General features: G+C 57.6%; 18 protein-coding genes. 4 read left to right on the top strand and 14 right to left on the bottom strand.

The annotated features are described in order from the left end of the window. Positions 1-71: 71 nt before the first annotated feature. Positions 72-1,559: a TolC family outer membrane protein gene (locus QC816_RS02600; protein ID WP_264823435.1), complete on the bottom strand. Its 1,488-nt coding sequence runs from the start codon at positions 1,557-1,559 to the stop codon at positions 72-74. Between the two features lie 279 nt (positions 1,560-1,838). On the opposite strand from QC816_RS02600, the gene QC816_RS02595 reads away from it, so the two are divergent. Beyond that, positions 1,839-2,756, top strand: coding sequence for an alpha/beta fold hydrolase (locus QC816_RS02595; protein ID WP_309780848.1), 918 nt, complete (start codon positions 1,839-1,841; stop codon positions 2,754-2,756). Here QC816_RS02595 and QC816_RS02590 read toward each other — a convergent pair. Next, on the bottom strand, positions 2,753-3,466 hold the full coding sequence (locus tag QC816_RS02590; RefSeq protein WP_309780846.1) for a MipA/OmpV family protein: 714 nt from the start codon (positions 3,464-3,466) through the stop codon (positions 2,753-2,755). The genes QC816_RS02595 and QC816_RS02590 overlap by 4 nt on opposite strands. Before the next feature lie 660 nt (positions 3,467-4,126). On the opposite strand from QC816_RS02590, the gene QC816_RS02585 reads away from it, so the two are divergent. Continuing rightward, positions 4,127-4,939 (top strand): formate/nitrite transporter family protein, encoded by an 813-nt coding sequence (locus tag QC816_RS02585; protein WP_085918896.1) that lies wholly within the window; start codon positions 4,127-4,129, stop codon positions 4,937-4,939. Between the two features lie 72 nt (positions 4,940-5,011). Next, positions 5,012-5,452 carry a cyanase gene (cynS, locus tag QC816_RS02580; RefSeq protein WP_199283701.1) on the top strand — a complete coding sequence of 147 codons (441 nt, stop codon included), beginning with the start codon at positions 5,012-5,014 and terminating at the stop codon, positions 5,450-5,452. A 3-nt stretch (positions 5,453-5,455) separates the two neighbouring features. Here the strand turns inward: cynS and QC816_RS02575 are convergent, their stop codons facing one another. From QC816_RS02575 to QC816_RS02520, 12 genes are all read right to left on the bottom strand, one after another. Beyond that, positions 5,456-6,295: a fructosamine kinase family protein gene (locus tag QC816_RS02575; RefSeq protein ID WP_309780843.1), complete on the bottom strand. Its 840-nt coding sequence runs from the start codon at positions 6,293-6,295 to the stop codon at positions 5,456-5,458. A gap of 61 nt (positions 6,296-6,356) precedes the next feature. Then, a complete protein-coding gene (tal, locus tag QC816_RS02570; RefSeq protein ID WP_309780841.1) occupies positions 6,357-7,310 on the bottom strand; it encodes a transaldolase in 954 nt (317 codons plus the stop codon). Positions 7,311-7,322: 12 nt separating this feature from the next. Then, positions 7,323-8,831, bottom strand: a complete 1,509-nt coding sequence (xylB, locus tag QC816_RS02565) for a xylulokinase (RefSeq protein ID WP_309780839.1) — start codon at positions 8,829-8,831, stop codon at positions 7,323-7,325. Beyond that, a complete protein-coding gene (locus QC816_RS02560; protein ID WP_309780837.1) occupies positions 8,831-10,318 on the bottom strand; it encodes a mannitol dehydrogenase family protein in 1,488 nt (495 codons plus the stop codon). Before QC816_RS02560 ends, xylB begins: the two co-directional genes overlap by 1 nt. A gap of 35 nt (positions 10,319-10,353) precedes the next feature. After that, positions 10,354-10,974 (bottom strand): nucleoside/nucleotide kinase family protein, encoded by a 621-nt coding sequence (locus tag QC816_RS02555; protein WP_309780835.1) that lies wholly within the window; start codon positions 10,972-10,974, stop codon positions 10,354-10,356. A gap of 6 nt (positions 10,975-10,980) precedes the next feature. Further along, complete coding sequence (locus QC816_RS02550) at positions 10,981-11,766, bottom strand: L-iditol 2-dehydrogenase (RefSeq protein WP_085918889.1); 786 nt, start codon at positions 11,764-11,766, stop codon at positions 10,981-10,983. After that, positions 11,750-12,448: an HAD family hydrolase gene (locus tag QC816_RS02545; protein ID WP_309780833.1), complete on the bottom strand. Its 699-nt coding sequence runs from the start codon at positions 12,446-12,448 to the stop codon at positions 11,750-11,752. The genes QC816_RS02550 and QC816_RS02545 overlap by 17 nt, the downstream gene beginning before the upstream one ends. Beyond that, positions 12,445-13,602 (bottom strand): ABC transporter ATP-binding protein, encoded by a 1,158-nt coding sequence (locus QC816_RS02540; protein ID WP_264823439.1) that lies wholly within the window; start codon positions 13,600-13,602, stop codon positions 12,445-12,447. Before QC816_RS02540 ends, QC816_RS02545 begins: the two co-directional genes overlap by 4 nt. Before the next feature lie 12 nt (positions 13,603-13,614). Then, complete coding sequence (locus QC816_RS02535) at positions 13,615-14,442, bottom strand: carbohydrate ABC transporter permease (protein WP_264823440.1); 828 nt, start codon at positions 14,440-14,442, stop codon at positions 13,615-13,617. Between the two features lie 30 nt (positions 14,443-14,472). Next, positions 14,473-15,363 carry a carbohydrate ABC transporter permease gene (locus QC816_RS02530; RefSeq protein ID WP_085918885.1) on the bottom strand — a complete coding sequence of 297 codons (891 nt, stop codon included), beginning with the start codon at positions 15,361-15,363 and terminating at the stop codon, positions 14,473-14,475. 64 nt (positions 15,364-15,427) lie between these two features. Then, entirely contained in the window at positions 15,428-16,747 is a 1,320-nt protein-coding gene (locus tag QC816_RS02525) for an ABC transporter substrate-binding protein (protein ID WP_309780828.1), read from the bottom strand. A 182-nt stretch (positions 16,748-16,929) separates the two neighbouring features. Continuing rightward, positions 16,930-17,895 (bottom strand): sugar-binding transcriptional regulator, encoded by a 966-nt coding sequence (locus tag QC816_RS02520; RefSeq protein WP_309780826.1) that lies wholly within the window; start codon positions 17,893-17,895, stop codon positions 16,930-16,932. 128 nt (positions 17,896-18,023) lie between these two features. On the opposite strand from QC816_RS02520, the gene QC816_RS02515 reads away from it, so the two are divergent. Continuing rightward, positions 18,024-18,335: a YqfO family protein gene (locus tag QC816_RS02515; protein ID WP_085918882.1), complete on the top strand. Its 312-nt coding sequence runs from the start codon at positions 18,024-18,026 to the stop codon at positions 18,333-18,335. Position 18,336 lies beyond the last annotated feature (1 nt).

Raw genomic sequence — 18,336 nt, 5'->3', positions numbered from 1 at the left:
CCGACACAGACTACAACCATACACGTATGAATGTAAATGTTTGGCGGCTTTCAGTGCCGCCAAAGAGGTAGTTACTGCTCAAGTACCGGTCGCTCACCGATGTTGGTTACGCTGCTGGAGCCAGCGTCTTCAGGCAATGTAAAGGTAACTTCTTCGCCCTGAAGCCAGGCATTGATCTCTTCGACGGCCTCAACGTCCAAACTCCCCGACTGTTGGCGCAGGGACAGCAGATTGACTACGTAGTCGTAACGCGCCTGGGCATAGTCGGAAATGGCGTTATAAAGATTTTGCTCGGCATTCAAGACGTCGACAATGTTGCGGGTACCGACTTCATAGCCTGCGCGTGTGGCATCCAGTGCGCTCTGGTTGGAAACGATGGCTTGCTCGCGGGCATCCACGGTGGAGACATCATTGCTGACCTGGGTATATAGCGAGCGCACCTGCTGAACGGTGTCGCGGCGCTGGGCCTCAAAGTCGAACTGGCTGGCTTCCAACTGGTAAGTGCTTTGACGGATGCTGGCCTGGGTGCTGCCGCCCGTGTATAGCGGCCAGTTGGCGCTCAACCCTATCTGGCTGGATTCGTCGTGACCTTGAATGCCATCGATATCGTTATCGGCATACTGATAACTCGCGAACGCCTCCAGGGTGGGCAAGCGCTGCGCCTGGGCCACGCCCACAGCACTGCGGGACACTTCGACACCCGCCTGTTCGGCGAGCACCAGAGGATTGTTCTCAACGGCGAGATCAACCCAGTAATCCCGATCGCTAGGCGACGGTTGCTGGATGGGATAGTCGTCGCTCAGCGCTTCAATGCTGGCATAGCGCTGGCCGGTCAAGCGCTCAAGGGCCTCAAAACTCACCTGCAGATCGCTCTGTGCGGCAATACGTTCGGCGCGCGACTGATCGAAACTCGCCTGCGCCTCTTCTACCTCGGTAATCGCGATCAGTCCGACCTCGAACTGCTCTTCAGCCTGTTCCAACTGACGACCAATGGCACGTTCCTGAGCCAGGCGGGCATCGAGAATGTCGTTGGCGCGAAGAATGTCAAAGTAAGCCGTCGCCACATCGATCAGCACTTGCTGCTCGGTCGAAGCCAGTGCGTAAATTTGCTGATCGATTTCCCGCTCGGCTTGTTCAACCTCGCGGCTGTTGCGCGCATCATAAAGTGCTTGCGAGGCTTCAAGTGTCAGGCTGACGCTATTGAAGGGATCGTCATTGCCGCTGGTGTTGCCCGTCCCGTTAGCCACCTGACCTGCCTGAGTGCCCGCTGCACTGCTTTGGCTTTCGTAGGTGCGGTTATGCGCCACATTCCCTGACGCGTTCAACTGAGGCAGCAAGTCGCCACGGGCAACGTCACGCCCAGCCTCGACACTCTGGGTTTGAGAGCGCGCTGAACTCAACTCGGCGTTATTTTCCAGCGCATCCCGGGTAATGGTGAGTAGATCAGCTGACCAAGCGGGAACCGCCCATACTGAAAGCAATAGCGCAGGAAGCAACGTGCGCTTTGCCACAAAAGGGCGTGGAGTTTTGAAAGCCAACGTGGAAGGGAGTCGCAGCATAGCGTTTTCCTCATTAATATTAGTCTGAATGCTTACATACATTGTCGCATGTTTTTTTGGCGATACCAGACCTTGGTCAAATATTCGGCTTATATTTCATTTTTCTTTAACGATTGCCTTGGCATTGTTGGCTTTGCACTTTTGCTTTTGGGCCTTTTTCCTTAGGGCCATTGCCTTTCTCCATGGCAACCACATCGCCAGGCCGTACAAGCTGGCTTTATTTGGCTATCCTGTACGTCATCATGCTGCAAAGCAACAAACAGCTTACTGAGGCATATCATGGACCGCATTGAATATATTAGCGTACGGCAGCTCGAAATCGCCGTTCGTATCTGGCATCCCGATGCCTCCAATACCGTGATCGCCTGGCACGGACTGGCCCGTCACGGTGGCGACTTTGAATCCCTGGCCCGAAAGCTCGGCCCCCAATGGCGAGTCATTGCGCCCGATACGCCGGGACGCGGACTTTCCAGCTGGTCGCTTTACCCTGCCAATGATTACTTATACAGCCACTATGTGACGATCGCGTTGGCGGTACTCGACCATTTCCACATTGAGAGCGCTAACTGGGTCGGCACGTCGATGGGCGGTTTGCTCGGCATGCTGCTGGCCGCTGATGAAAACACCGCGCAGCGAATTCGCTGCCTGGTTCTCAATGACGTAGGCCCCGAGCTGGACAGCCAGACGCTGGCCGAAATGGCAAGCTACTTTAGCGTGCTCAAACGTTTTTTGACGCTCAGTGAGCTACAACAGGCACTTGAGCAACATTACCAGGGGTTTGGTGACCTCAGCCGCTTTGAGTGGCAGCAGATGGCACTAAGCAGTGCCCGCCGGCTGCCTGATGGCAGTTGGAGCTTTCATTACGATCCCCGCATAAGCGAGCAGTTTGTTCACGATACGCCCCGCGACACATGGCGCGACTGGCAGCAAATCCGCTGCCCGCTAATGGTTATTCGGGGTGAACATTCCACGCTACTTCGTGCCGGGAGTGTAGAACGCATGCAGGTCGACCAGCCGCATATGGAAACGCTTGAGGCGCCGGGATGTGGCCATGCCCCTATGCTCAACAATGATCAGCAGGTGGCTCCCCTCAAGCGCTTTCTGAGCCGCTATGGCGACATTGCCTCTCCCCAGACAGCTACCCCGGGGCAGCGGATCAGTCGTTGGTGGCAACGTCTGATCCACCCTCGCGGCTAAAAATGATAGTTGATCAGCGCACCACCCATCACTTGGGTCTTGTCACCCACGTCATCCACGATCGGGCTGTCCGCGGCATCGCCTGTTAACCGCGTCACGCCGAGTAACCCCGTTACCGACCAATCGCGGGTCAGGTAATAGCTCAGGCGGCTGTTCAGCCCGTAACGGACATAGCCATCGTTCGGGCGGTAGATGGCTAGCCCTGAGCGCGCACTTTCTGCTGGCGAAATGCCGAACATGTCGCGAGTCCAGTCATCGCTTGAGTAGGTCAACTCAGGACCAATCGAAAACGCCATTTGCTGAGACAGCATGGTGCGCCAGTTGGCTTTAAGGTCAGCTTCATAGCCGTCTACATCGCCGCCTAGAGGAGCTTTCGTCGCGGCTTCCAGCCCCCACGGGCCGTTTGAATAGCGGACACGTACGCCCGCCGCTGCACCATCGTCTACCTCGTCAAGGCCGCTTAGCTCGCCATCGTTATCACGCCCCGGCAGGTAGGTGATGAACGGTGAAACCTTCCAGTTTCCCTGGCGAAGTAAATTCCAGCCAATACCATCACGGACACTGGCATAAAAGGTATCACCATAGGTAACGCTGGCACTTGGCCAGCCACGCGTTTCATTTTTGTCGCTACCCAGATAGTCGGGAACGCTAAATACACCGGCGCCAACGCTGCCTTCCCACTGGGCCAAAGCGCTACTTGATGCAACCATCAGCAACGTGGATAGCGTAAAATATGATAGGGCAGATAGTCTCGATCTCATGGTTAAAACCCACTGTTATCATTTAGGTTTGGAAGCAATGCCTTAACCAACCAAAGGCCGTCTTCCTTGACGTAAGCAATCAGCGACAAATCCTGACCAGGAATGGCCAGCTGCAAATGAATTGACGATCAGCGTGGCGCAGGAGCCACGCCTAACATACATTTATGTATGTAAGCTAGCATTCGCCTTCATTTCCGTCAATTTAACTTCTCCCACCGAATCAACGCTACCACCGAGACAATCAACGACAGAACGGCCTTCTTGCAACAAGATCGTGCACAGCCCACGAGTGTGCCCCTCAGTGGTGCAGCCCTCACCGAGCAAGCCTTGCGATGGCTGATTCTCACCACACCACTGGAAAATATAAATTCGACCTTAAAAAAAATAAATCAATGAAATAAATCGATTTTACGATTTTCTCAGCCCTCCAGTTAATAAATTGGCATGCCAAATGCAGCACCCTGACAACGAGCTCAGCGCCTGCAATACCCAGATCCAATCGAAGAGCTAACTCAAAAAGCTAACGCAAAGGGCTAAAGACTAAAGGACTAACACTGGACATTCAGGCGCGGCGTTAATCAACCGAAAATGACACAGGAAAACCTATTCATGTCATATCTAATGCCCAGTGAGTTTGTTACCAAGCTGGTAGACCAGGGTGAAGCGAAAGTCTATATGGGCACCCGGGATACGCTTATTCGCGCCTTCATGGCGGGGGCCACCCTGGCGTTGGCGGTTATTTTCGCCATTACTATCGCCACCCAAACAGGTAATTTCCTGATTGGAGCGCTGCTCTTTCCCGTGGGCTTTGTCATGCTCTACTTGATGGGTTATGACCTGCTCACCGGGGTTTTCACGCTGGTTCCAATCGCCTGGCTCGATAAACGACCCGGGGTCACCCTGCCACGGATGCTCAGGTGCTGGGGGCTGGTAGGACTTGGTAACCTGGGGGGCGCCTTGTTCATTGCCACGTTTGGCTATATGAACTTCACCATGGGCGGCACTGAGGAAATCAACGCCGTCGGCCAGACCATGATGTCTGTCGGTGAAAGCCGTACTGTGGGTTACCAGGATGCTGGCCTAGCCGGTTGGATTGTGCTTTTCCTGAGGGGCATGTTCTGCAACTGGATGGTTTCCATGGGGGTTGTGGGTGCCGCCATCTCGACAACGGTATCCGGCAAGATCATGGCCATGTGGATGCCGATCATTGTGTTCTTCTATCTTGGCTTCGAGCATTCCGTGGTCAACATGTTCCTCTTCCCGATCGGCCTGATGATGGGCGCTGAATTTACGCTGTATCAATACATCATGTGGAATGAAATCCCCACGGTTCTGGGTAACTTGGTCGGTGGTCTGACATTGGTCGGTCTGGTTCTTTACACCACCCACGTGCGTACCCAGCCCAAGAAAAATTTATCTTGATCGAGATCCATTGATTTAAAACAGCTAACAAAACAGGGCGCCATGCGCCCTTTACCACACGGGAGAACTCTCATGGATAAACTTGAAATGCGCCACACCCTGCTTGCCGCCAAAGCGCGCAAGAAAATGAGCTGGGATGATATCGCCACCGCTGTCGGGATGTCGCCTGTGTGGGTAGCGTCAGCTTGCTATGGCATGAACAGCGCCAGCCCCGATATCGCCCAAAAGATCTGCAACACGCTGGATGTCGAGAGCGACGTTGCCGATGCCCTGGTGACATTCCCGACCAAGGTGTGGGATGAAGCCATCCCACAGGACCCCTTCATTTATCGGCTCTATGAAGTTGTCGGCGTATATGGCGAGACACTCAAGGATGTGGTGCAGGAGCAGTTTGGCGACGGCATCATGAGTGCTATCGATTTCACCATGGACGTCGATAAGGTGGAAGATCCCAAAGGCGACCGTGTTCTGCTTACCCTGAATGGCAAGTTTTTACCTTATAAGTCCTGGTAACGCCTACTTCTGGTACGCCTCGAGCGCGGTAATGCTGCGTTCAACGCCGCTGCGATAGCTCGCCCCAAAGAGCAGCAAATGATTAAGCAGCGGGTAGAGTTGAAATAACGCTTCACGCCTCGGCCAATCGGCCGGGGCGTCGCCGTTCCAGTAGGCCTCGAAAAAGCGTTCATCCAGGGAGCCAAATAGGGTCAACATGGCAATATCGACTTCCGGGTAGTGACGATATATCGCCGGGTCGATAATGGCGGGGCCACGCGGCGTGAACATCACATTGCCCGACCACAGATCGCCGTGCACCAGGCTCGCGGGCCTGTCGGGCAGCCAATCTTCCAACTCATGTGCCTGACGGGCGATGCGCTCATAAAGCTTTTTATCGAGCAAACCGCGCTGATAGCAGGCGTCGCCGAGAGGCAACAGCCGCCGCTCGCGCTGAAAAACACGTCCATCGTCCAACGGTGCATTGGGCTGAGGGGTGCTGCCACAGGCGTTATCCCAGTGCCAGCCATGTTGCTCACCGACGCTTGCGTGAAGCTCTTTGAGGCCTTCACCCAGCGCTGAACTATCGCGTCGGCCGGATGCTTCAAGCGTTTCCATTACCAGCCAGCTTTCGGAAAGGCCCAGCACCTGAGGGACAATCAAGATGGAACACGCTCCCTTTAACGCCCGCAGTGCCTCGGCTTCACCGCGCAGCCGCTGCGCGTCGTCATGTTTGACGACGACGCTGCCCTGTTCGGTATCAAGCTGATAGACGGCCGCAATATCGCCACCGCCAAGCGGCGTTAATGCGCCCTTGGGGGTAAGGTCGAGTGTTTCCAGTAACGCGTCTAGGGCCGAGTCCATTGCATGCTCCTGTGCGCTGAATGTCTGTCTATTATGACTGCCGACTGTCGGCGACGTCGACTCACCCGAGCCGCTGATGAATGAGCTTTTCCAGTTCAAGCTGGTCATCGTGGAAACGACGGATACCTTCCGCCAACTTGTCGTTGGCCATCGCATCCTGATTGTGACCCCAGCGGAAATCAGCTTCACTCAAAGCCGGTAACGGCTGACCGTTGCCGGTATGTGCCGCAATCCGGGGCGTCACTTCACCTTCTGCCGAGGCCAGCTCTTCAAGCAATGCCGGGGAGATGGTCAACCGTGGGCAGCCCGCCAACGCCAGCACCTGGCCGGTGGTGCGGAAGCTGGCACCCATCACGACGGTATCGTAGCCGCCCTGATTAGCGCGTTCACAAACACCACGCACGAACAGAACACCCGGGTCGTTTTCTGGTGTGTAGTCATTGCCGGTGGCGTTCTTGTACCAGTCGGTCACGCGCCCCACGAAGGGCGAGATAAGAAACACGCCCGCATCAAAGCAGGCCTGGGCCTGGGCATCGCTGAACAGCAGCGTCAGGTTGCACTGAATGCCTTCGCGCTCGAGCACCTCGGCGGCGCGAATGCCCTCCCAGGTGGACGCCAGCTTGATCAGCACGCGGTCGCGGCCAACGCCTCGGGCTTCATAAAGCTCGATCAACTCGTGGGCCTTGGCGATGCTCGCCTGGGTGTCAAACGACAGTCGGGCCGCCACTTCGGTGGAAACACGCCCCGGTACCACCGCGGCGACTTCACTACCCACGGCAACCGCCAAACGGTCTACCGCGTGGGTGACCTGCTGCTCGCGAGCACCACCGGACGCCTTAACCTGGCTCAGCTCCTCATCGATCATCGCCTGGTAGCCCGGCAAACTAAACGCTTTGAGCAACAGCGACGGATTGGTGGTGGCGTCTTGCGGCTGGTAACGACGAATCGCCTCCAGATCACCGGTATCGGCCACCACCAGTGAGTGTTGTTTTAATTGCTGTAGTTGATCCAACATAAATGCTCCTTATTAACCGGGTGCCTTCAATGAATGAGTGCTGCCGTGGCGTTGCTCGAGCGCACGACAATAACGCGCATAGGCTGTTTGGTAAGCCGCCACTTGTATGGGGTCAGGATCTGCCTGCGATTCAGCATCCAGCGTTACCAGCCGTTCACACAACGCTTCCAGGGTAACCCCATCTTCCCGCTGGTCACACCAAGCGGCCTGCAGGGCGGCACCCAGCGCCGCGGCATCGGTGATTTCCGGGCAGATCACCTGCGTATTGGTGATATCCGCCACCATCTGCCGCCATACCGGGCTCTTGGCGCCGCCGCCAATCAGGCGAATCTGGCTGGCCCCCGCGGTTAAGTCTCCGAGCAGTTCCAACCCATACCGCAGTCCAAAGGTTGCCCCTTCCATCACCGCACGGCACAGGTTGGCCTGGGTGGTATTCAGACTGGTCAAGCCCAGGAAGTCCGCGGACGCCTCCGGCAACATGGGAACCCGTTCACCGTTGAAAAACGGCAGCACCGTCACCCCTTCGGCGCCAACCGGGGCACTGGCCACCCGCTCGCCAAACGCAGCCAGGTCCAAACCGAACAGCTCGCGCACACGGGTAGTGGCAGAGGTCACGTTCATGGTGCAGATCAGCGGCAACCACCCGCCGGTGCTCGAACAGAAATTGGCGACCATGGCATTATCGCAAACCACAGGGGCCGGTGAGTATGCACACACCGTGCCTGATGTTCCCAAGCTTAACGTAATCAGCCCCGGGGTTATATTGCCGGTACCAATCGCGCCAAGCATGTTATCCCCGCCGCCTGAAGACACCACGACATCATCCGCCAAGCCCAATTCGGCGGCTACGGCACTTTGCACAACACCAGCGGGTTCATGCGCCTCAATCAACCGGGGAAGCACGCGCTTGGCATCCAGCTCAGGGGCTATCTCGGCAAACACATCCAGCCGCCAGCGGCGCCTTAGCGTGTCGAAGTAGCCAGTCCCGGAGGCATCGCCTGCCTCGGTCACGCGGTTGCCGGTGAGCCAGAAATTCAGGTAATCGTGAGGCAACAACAGACTATCGATACGCTGATAAGCGGCAGGATGATGGTCGCGCAACCACGCCACCTTGGAGGCGGTATAGCCGGTTTGCAGCACCAGGCCAAGCTTTTCCAGGCAGCCCGTTTCTCCGCCAAGGCGCACCATCAGGTCGCTGTTATGGGTACTGGTTTCGGTATCGCACCACAATTTGGCGGGATATACCGGCTCGCCCTCGGCGTCCAGTGCCACCATGCCATGCTGCTGGCCGGAGACACCGATACCGCGCACCTGGCTGGCATCGACTTCAGCACGCTCAAGCGCCTCGAAGAAAGCGCCTTTCAGCGCTGTCAGCCACTCGCTTGGGGCCTGCTCACGGCGGCCATTTTCACCTTCATCCAGATGGTGGGGGCGGCTCGCCTCCCCGCGGATAAGGCCTTGCTCAACATCCACGACCACCACTTTGGTACTTTGCGTTCCGCAATCGACTCCGATATACATTACTGAATTCCTATGGAAGAGACCAGATCCTCAAGCGTAGCGCGTGCGCCGCGTTCGTGCAGCGATGTCAGCGCCTCAAGGTAGGCCGCCAGAAAACGGGGTTGGTCTGCCAGGTCACCAAACACCTCACGGTTTTCAACAAACGCCGTTGGCTGGGTGCGATTATTGGCGGCAATCTGCATGAGTGACGCTTTCAGACGATCGACGATCTCGATCGGTTCGCCCTGTTCGTCGACCCCTTCAGCATAGCGCGCCCAACTGGCTACAACCGCCGCGCTGCGTTTGATCTCACCGCCATCGGCCAACTGCTGACGAATCACCGGTACCAGCCACTTGGGTATACGGTCAGAGCTTTCTGCGCACAGGCGCGCCAGTGTGTCCTTGATTTGGGGGTTGGCAAAGCGCTCGATGAGCGTCAGCCGATAGGCTTCCAGGTCAACGCCAGGCACCGGCGCCAGCGTGGGTGAGCCCTCTTCACGCATGTAGCCTAGCAAAAAGTCGACAAATAGCGGGTCCTGGCAGACTTCGTGGGCGTAGCGATAACCGGCCAGATAGCCAAAGTAGGTCAGCGCCTGATGGCTCGCGTTAAGCAGCCGCAGTTTCATCAGCTCGTAAGGCTCAACATCATCAACCAACTGTACGCCCACCTTGTCCAGCGCCGGACACCCCAGCGGAAAATGGTCTTCCAGCACCCACTGCGTGAAAGGCTCACAGACTACGGGCCAGGCATCGTCAATCTCAAAATGCTGCGAAAGCTCGCTGATATCCGCCTCTGAGGTCACCGGGGTAATACGGTCCACCATGGCGTTGGGAAACGCCACTTGGTCGGCTACCCACTCCCCCAGCGCGTTATCCCGGGCACGGGCGTAAGCGCTGAACATGCGCTTCGCCACATCGCCGTTGCCCTGAATGTTATCGCAGGACATGACCGTAAAGGGTGCGATCCCCCGCTCGCGGCGGCGTACCAGCGCTTCTACCACCAGACCAAAGCTGGACGAGGGTTGGGTAGGATTCATCAGATCATCGCGTATCTGGGGGTTGTCCAGATCGAACTCGCCGGTCACCGGGTGAAAATTGTAGCCGCCTTCGGTGACTGTCAACGACACGATGCGAATCTGTGGATCGGCCATCTGTTCGATCACCGCCTCGGCGGCCTCAGGCGCGAATAGGTAGTTAACCATGCTGCCGATTATCCGCGGCTCATAGCGGCCATCCGGGTGTTTGACGACCAGCGTATAAAGGTGGTCCTGCGCTGCCAGCGCCTGTTGCATGCGTTTATCACCCGGCATTACGCCCACACCGACAATCCCCCAGTCCAGCGCTTCGCCCCTGTTCATCAGGGCATCCAGATACATCGCCTGGTGGGCGCGATGAAAGCCGCCCACACCAATGTGAACAATACCCGGGGTAATCCTGCTGCGATCATAGTCAGGCGTGGCAATGGGGGAGCCTAGTTTGCCCACATTGTGATTATTGAGTTGGGTCATCGTCGCTCTCCAGGTTATTCGTTGGACATGACGTGCTAACGCCAGTACTGATCGGGCGAAAAACTGCCTGTTTTCACCAGTTGAGCATTGAGCATGTCTTTTTGGTGCGTGCGCTCAATGGCGCCTGCGTGGTCCTGGCCCATGGCTAACCAGCGGGCCACCAGGCGCTGCGCCAAGATGTCATCGTCGACATCAAGCATCAGCGTCCAGTCAAACAAAGGTTGCAGGTCGCGCCATATCGGGCGGTCGAGCAATAAATAGTTGCCCTCGACAATCACGATGCGCTGTTCAAGGCGGATGAGCCGCCCACCGGCGCGAGCCAGATCCAGCGGGCGGTCGAACACGGGGACAGCGACCGCCTGGTCAGCGCGGCGAAGTCGCTCCAGATCAACACGCAGTCCGTCCACGTCGAAGGTGTGCGGCGCGCCCTTGAGTGGCAGCTGCGCCTCACCGAGCACGGCATTGTCGAAGTGATAGCCATCCATCGGCACCACCCCAGCCTGCCCTGGCAACTGTTGGTTAATCGCTGCACACAGTTGCTCGCTGCGGTAAGACTTCCCGGCACCGGGCGGACCCGCCAGGGCGACGATATAACGAGGAATGCCGGCTGCCGCATCGATAATCTGGCGGCTGATATGGTCAATATCCGGGGTCATGGCAAGTCAGCTCATCCAATTGCCGCCATCGACGTTGAGCGTCTGGGCGACGATATAGTCACTGTCCTGGCTGGCCAGGAAGACCGCTGCACCAGTATGGTCTTCCGGCAGCCCCATACGGCCAAACGGTACGGCCTCGCCGACCAGGCGCTTTTTCTCGCCCAATGGACGGTTTTCATAGCGGGCGAACAGCGCATCCACGGTTTCCCACATCGGCGTATCCACCACGCCGGGGGCAATGCCATTGACGTTGATGCTGTGCTTGATCAAGTCCAGCCCACAGGACTGGGTAAGGCTGATCACGGCCGCCTTACTGGCGCAGTAAACGCTCACCAGTGCTTCACCACGGCGCCCCGCCTGGGACGCCATATTGATGATCTTGCCACCCTGCCCCTGGTCCACCATCGCTTTGGCCACCGCCTGAAGGGTGAAAAACATGCCTTTGGTATTAACGGCGAATTGCTTATCAAAACTCGCCTCCGTGACCTCAAGCACAGGCGCCATATCAAATACCGCCGCGTTATTGACCAGAATATCGATGCGCCCCATGCGCTCGCGAACCTCTGCCACCATGGCGTCGATGGACGCTGTATCGCAGACATCCAGCTCAATTCCCAGCACCCGTTCCTCACCCGCTTCCTGGCGTAGCAGATTAACAGCGTCATTGACGGCCGCTGTATCAATATCGGCGACCACCACGCTGGCCCCTTCGCTGAGGTAGCGCGCGGCGATCGCCAGTCCGATACCTTTCGCCCCACCAGTCACGATGGCTACCTTACTGGTTAGCTTCATGCCGACCTCCATTGCGGGCAAGATCTTGCCACTCGCTAACCAGGTCATTTAGCCCCTTCATGTGCGGCAAGATGCGCCAGGCGCCCGCCTTACGAAGCCGCTCCGATTGGCCATCATCGACATGGCTGGCCCCCACAAAGCCAATCACCCACATACCTGCCGCGGTGGCCGCCGTCACGCCGGCCACACTATCCTCCACTACCAGACAGTCATGGGGCGCCTCTCCCAGGATCTCGGCCGCCAGTTGATAGAGCGCGGGGTCTGGCTTCGGTTGGTCGACCTGTTCTGCGGTAAAAATCGGTACATCGCCAAGAGCGGCATCCAGCCCGGTACCCGCAAGCGATGCCAGCACTCGACAGCGACGGCTGTTGGAAACCACCGCCTTGGGTAGCGTCACCGCCCGCACAGCAGCTTCAGCACCGTCGATCGCGATGAGTTCACGTGCCAACCTCGCCTCAATGGCGGTATCGACCCGCTCCGCCGCATTCGCGGGTAACGGATAGACGCTTAACTGCTCGGCATGACGCAAAATGTTAGCAGTGGTCATGCCTAACGCCTGTCCAAGCGATTGCTCAACATCAATATCCGGCAGCCAGCGGCCAAGGTGTTCCGCCAGGGTGCCTTCGGCCAAGGCTTCGCTATCGACAAGAACACCGTCACAGTCGAAAATAAGCGCCGTCATACCGACGCCTCGGAAGACGTATTGTCCCCGTTGGCGCGATTGTCCTCGCGTGTGAGGCCCGCCAGAGGGTGCTGCTGCAAACTCGGCAGGGCCTGGCCGTCAGCCTCGAACAGGTGAGCCCGCTCCGGGGCAAAACCAAAGTGCACCGTATCGTTAACCCGGTAGGCCACATCGCCGTCGGCCATGATGGTGACGAGCTGGTCGGCCATCTGCACATAGAGCGAGGTTTGGCCGCCAAGACGTTCCAGCACCTGTATTTGCCCGACCAAGGGTCCCTGCTCTTCAAGCACCAGATGCTCGGGCCGAATACCCAGCTCCAGCGCCGCGTCGTCACCCAGATGCTGACCGTCCACCGGCACATGGCGCTCGCCGCCGCCAGGCATTCGAATACCTACCCCGTCGGGCTTGACGCCAAGCAGCGTCACGTCGAAAAAATTCATCTTCGGCGAGCCAATGAATCCGGCGACAAAACGGTTTTGGGGATGGTGATACAGCGCCATCGGCGAGCCGACCTGCTCGACGACCCCATCGCGCAGCACAACGATCTTGTCCGCCATGGTCATGGCTTCGATCTGGTCGTGGGTGACATAGATCATGGTAGCGTCGAGCTCGTCGTGCAGACGCGCCAGCTCGATACGCATCTGCACACGCAACGCCGCATCCAGGTTGGAGAGGGGTTCATCGAACAGAAAAATGCTCGGGTTACGTACGATGGCGCGGCCAATGGCCACGCGCTGACGCTGGCCGCCGGACAGTGCCTTGGGTTTGCGGTCCAGCAGCGGTTCCAGCTGCAGAATCTTGGCCGCTTCCAGGACCTTGGCCCGGCGTTCCTCCTTGGAAACACCGGCCAGCCGCATGCTGAAGCCCATGTTGCCTTCCACCGTCATATGGGGATAAAGCGCGTAGCTCTGGAAGACCATGGCAAGCCCGCGATCGGCGGGCCCCACATCGTTCATCCGTTGGCCGTCAATCAGGATATCGCCGCCTGTGGCACTTTCCAGCCCGGCAATCATGCGCATCAGAGTGGATTTGCCGCAGCCTGAAGGACCCACAAAGACCACAAATTCACGATCTTCAACGTCAAGATCAATCCCTTTGATGACCTCGGTGTCGCCAAACTGCTTGGTAATATTGTTGAGTTGTAGGGTTGCCATAGGAAAACTCCTTTACTTGACGGCACCAAAGGTCAGGCCGCGCACCATTTGCTTCTGGGTCATCCAGCCGAGGATTAGAATGGGCGCAATCGCCATCGTGGAGGCCGCTGATAACTTGGCCCAGAACAGCCCCTCGGGGCTTGAAAACGAGGCGATATAGGCGGTCAGCGGCGCCGCTTTGGACGACGTGAGATTGAGGCTCCAGAACGCTTCATTCCAGCTCAGGATGACCGACAGCAAGCCTGTCGACGCGATGCCCGGCAGGGTCAGCGGCAAAAGCAGAAAGAACACCTCCTGGAACGTCGTGGCGCCGTCCATGCGGCCAGCTTCGAGGATGTCCTTGGGCATGTCCTTGAAGAAGGTGTAAAGCATCCACACCACAATCGGCAGGTTCATCAGCGTATAGATGATGATCAGTCCGGTGCGGGTATCCAGCAGCCCAACATCGCGGAAGATCAGATAAATCGGCACCAGTACACCAACAGGTGGCAGCATCTTGGTGGATAGCATCCACAGCAAGGTGCCTTTGGTACGCTTGGTCGGCAAAAACGCCATCGAATATGCCGAAGGAATCGCGATCAACAAGGCCAGTAGCGTCGAGCCAAAGGCCACCACGACGCTGTTAAGCGCGAAGCGTGCATAGCCCGACCGCTCCTGAACCGCTTGATAGCTCTCGAGGGTAGGCGAAAAAATAAACGACGGGTCGGCAATCGCCGCTGTCTCGGTTTTAAAGCCTGTCAGAACCATCCACAGGATGGGGAAGAAAATCACCAAGGCCACCGACCAGCCAAAGACCGTCAGCAGCAGTTTTTTGCTGTTAATGGAACGTAAGCTTGTCATCACAACACTCCCAGGACACTTACGTGCCGGTTACTCTTCCAGGTTTTTGGCGACCATGCGGACCAGGAAGATAGCGACGATATTGGCGAGAATGATCGCGATCACCCCACCGGCGGAGGCAGTGCCGACATCGAAATCCAATAGCGCACGGATATAAATCAGATAGGCCAGGTTGGTCGTGGCAAGCCCAGGCCCGCCGGAGGTGGTGACAAAAATTTCCGCGAAGATGGTCAGCAGAAAAATCATCTCGATCATGACCACCACGCTGATGGCGCGCTTGAGGTGCGGCAGCGTGATAAAGAAGAAAATGGCGACCGGCCCCGCGCCATCCATGCGGGCGGCTTCGACCTGATCTTCGTCCAGCGACTGCATCGCCGTCAGCAGGATCAGTAGCGCGAACGGTGTCCACTGCCAGGCCACAATAATCACGATTGAGGTCAGCGGTAGCGATGAAAACCAATCCAATGCGGGCAAGCCAAACGACTCAGCCAGCCAGGCCAGCACCCCATTGGATGGGTGCATCATCATGTTTTTCCACACCAAAGCACTGACGGTGGGCATGACAAAAAACGGTGAAATCGCCAGCACGCGGGCAATGCCCCGCCCGGCAAACTCCTGCTGAAACAGCACGGCCAGCAGCGTACCGCCGACCACGGTAATCACCAGTACCCACCCCACCAACAGCAGGGTATTGCCCATCGCCGCCCAGAGCGACGGATCGGTCAGTAGATACTGATAGTTCTCGAATCCGGCAAAGCCGGTCATCTCCGGCATCAACAGGTTATAGCGCTGCAGCGAAAACCAGATCGTCATGCCCAACGGCACAACCATCCAAAGCAGCAGTAGCGTGACAGCGGGTGCTTGAAGCGACAGCGTTCTCAGCCCGCCGACGGTGCGGCCGGAAGTACGTTTCGTATTCATGGAAGTACCTGCCAGAAGGCGCAAGGAAAAACGCCTGGGCTCGAAGGCCCAGGCGTTAACCGCGTTAGTCTAAGTAACCTGCTCGCTGCATGGTGCGCTCGGTGGCGCGCTGGGCAGTATCGAGCGCCTCTTCCACCGTGCTATCACCGGTTAGCGCCGCCGCGATGCTTTGGCCGACTCGGGTACCAATCGACTGGAACTCCGGAATGCCGACGAACTGCACGCCAATGTAGGGATTGGGTTCGAGCGTCGAGTCGGTGGGATCAGCATCCTGAATCGCCTGGAGCACGAAGTCGGCAAACGGGGCCGCGTCGGTATAACGCTCGTCTTCGTAGGTGGATTCACGCGTGCCGGGAGGTACGCTCGTCCAGCCTTCGGTTTCACCGACCAGCTCAACGTATTCTTGCGAGGTCGCCCAGGTAATAAACTCACGAGCGGCATCCTGGTTTTCGGACGAGGCTGGGATGGCTAGCGCCCAGGACCACAACCAGTGCGAGCCTTTCGGCGTTTCGGCAACCGGGGCAGGTGCGAAGCCTAAGCTATCAGCGACGTCAGACTCGTCTTCATCGTACAGCTTACCCGCCGCTGAAGTGGCATCCACCCACATGCCGCAGTTGCCACGTGAGAACAGCGCCAGGTTTTCGTTAAAGCCGTTGGAACTTGCCCCGGGTGGGCCGTAATCGTTAAGCAGGTCAACGTAGAACTGGACGGCGGTCGTCCATTCCTCGGAATTCAGCTCAGGGTTCCAGTCTTCATCAAACCAGCGCCCGCCAAAGGTGTTCACCAGGGTGGAGACAAACGCCATGTTCTCACCCCAACCGGGCTTACCACGCAGGCAAATACCCGCCAGGTCTTCTTCCATGCCGTGCAGTTCACCAGCCCATTCGCGCACCTCTTCCCAGGTGGGCTGCTCGGTCATCTCGATGCCCGCTTCCTCGAACAGGTCCTTGCGGTAGTACATCATCGAGCTTTCGGCGTAAAACGGCAGCGCATGGAGCGTGTCGTCATGACTCAGACCATCGCGGACAGAGGTCAACAGGTCGTCTTCATTGTAGTCGTCGGCCAGGTTGTCAAGCGGTGACAGCCAGCCGCGTTCAGCCCAGATCGGCACTTCATAGGTGCCAATGGTCATCACATCGAACTGCCCACCACCGGTGGCGATATCCGTCGTCATGCGCTGACGCAGCACGTTTTCCTCCAACACCACCCAATCCAGGGTGATGTCAGGATGCGCCTTCTCGAATGCATCGGTGAGGCTTTGCATGATGACCATGTCGTTGTTGTTCACCGTTGCAACGGTCAGCTCGGTTTCGGCCTGGGCCTGACCAGCGAAGGCAATGGCCGCCGCCAGACTGGTAAGGGGTAAGTAACGTGCAAGTTGCATAAGGCACTCCTGTTGGCTTTGTATTGGCATTGTTTTCGCCAGATGTTTTCTCTCAAACTGATCTCATTGATCAACTATCGATCAAATGATCGTACGAAAGCCAAAAAAAAGCAAAGCCCCGGCACTTAGACTTTACGCTAATGAATCAGCAAAAAAGCATGTTGCGCCGCCACATACCTATCTCAAAGGGCTCCCAGTTCTTCCGTATTGACAATGTGCCGGGCCGCTATCTCATCGGTAATCAAGCCTTTCAACCAGCCCCCCTTCAGAGCCGCATGAATGGCAGGGGCTTTGTCACGCCCGCCCGCCATGGCCACCATCATGTGTTTGCCAAAGCGTTCAAGGGGCAGGCTTGTGACCCGGCGGGTAATCGAGCAGTCGATCACCTCCCCCTGACGATTGAGCGGCCAGCCCAGCAATTCGCCGACGGCCTCCAGGCCAAGCAGCTCATCGAGCTCATCTTCACTGATGAAATGATCCTGAAACAATGTCGCCTGCCGATCGATACGGCCCACACCAATAAAGGCCGCCTCGGACTCTCTAGCCACATCGGCAATCGCCTTGAACAGGCGCTGCGACAGCATGGCCTGTTTTTCATCAAGTGACTCGGCTACTACCGGGGCGGGCAACAAGAAGCGTTCGCCACCGGTTTTATCGGCCAGCACCATCACCGCGTCGTAGCGGTTCGCCGAGCCATCCCGAGCGACATTGCCCACCAGCGAGACGAAACGGTGCTGAGGACGCTCAACGCGGCTCAGCGCCTCCACCGTCGCGCGCACCGAGCGGCCGGTGCCCAAGGACAACGTCAGCGGTTCGCTACGCTCAACGAGCCGGGAAATCCGTTCCGCCCCGGCCACTGCCAGGTAGTAAGCAGCGCTTTCAGGGGCATGGCTGTCAGCGGGCACCACATCACAGTAAGCCAATCCAAAGCGCTCGCGCAGTGCACTGCCCAATGCCATGCAGGTGGAAATCGGGTGATCGATATGCACCTTTACCAGGCCTTCCTGCCGGGCGAGAGCCAACAGTCGCTGCACTCCCGGCCTTGAGACGCCCAATTGAGTGGCAATGTCATCCTGCGTCATGCCGCCGACGTAGGACATCCAGGCGGCTCTGGCCGCCTGATCTATTTTTACCTCAAATTTATCCATTCGCTGGCTCGCTACCCAGGTGGTTAAATTGCATCATACAAAGTCAACGGGAAGACCAGAAGTCGCCTGTTCGCTAATATGACGATAGCGCAACCCTACATCATGGTGGAATCAGGAGGCGTTAACCCATGTATAAGCTGGCATTTTTTGTCCCCGTTGAGGAAGCAGAAAGCGTCAAGGAAGCCGTGTTTGAAACCGGCGCGGGGCGCATCGGCGATTACGAGGCCTGCTGTTTCCAGACCCGGGGTACGGGTCAGTTCCGCCCGCTTAACGGAGCAGACCCGCATATTGGCAAGGTCGGCGAGCTTGAGTTCGTGGACGAGCTGAAGGTTGAACTGGTTTGCGACGACGACCATATTCAAGCCGCTATCGCTGCGTTAAAACTGGCGCATCCCTATGAAGAAGTTGCCTATGATGTTTGGGCACTGGCCGATCTCTAGG

This window comes from Vreelandella janggokensis, from assembly GCF_031451615.1.
In the GTDB taxonomy this organism is placed as follows: Bacteria; Pseudomonadota; Gammaproteobacteria; order Pseudomonadales; family Halomonadaceae; genus Vreelandella; species Vreelandella janggokensis.
The sequence above is the reverse complement of the archived record's forward strand: the minus strand, read 5'-3'. Positions and strand labels throughout refer to the sequence as shown.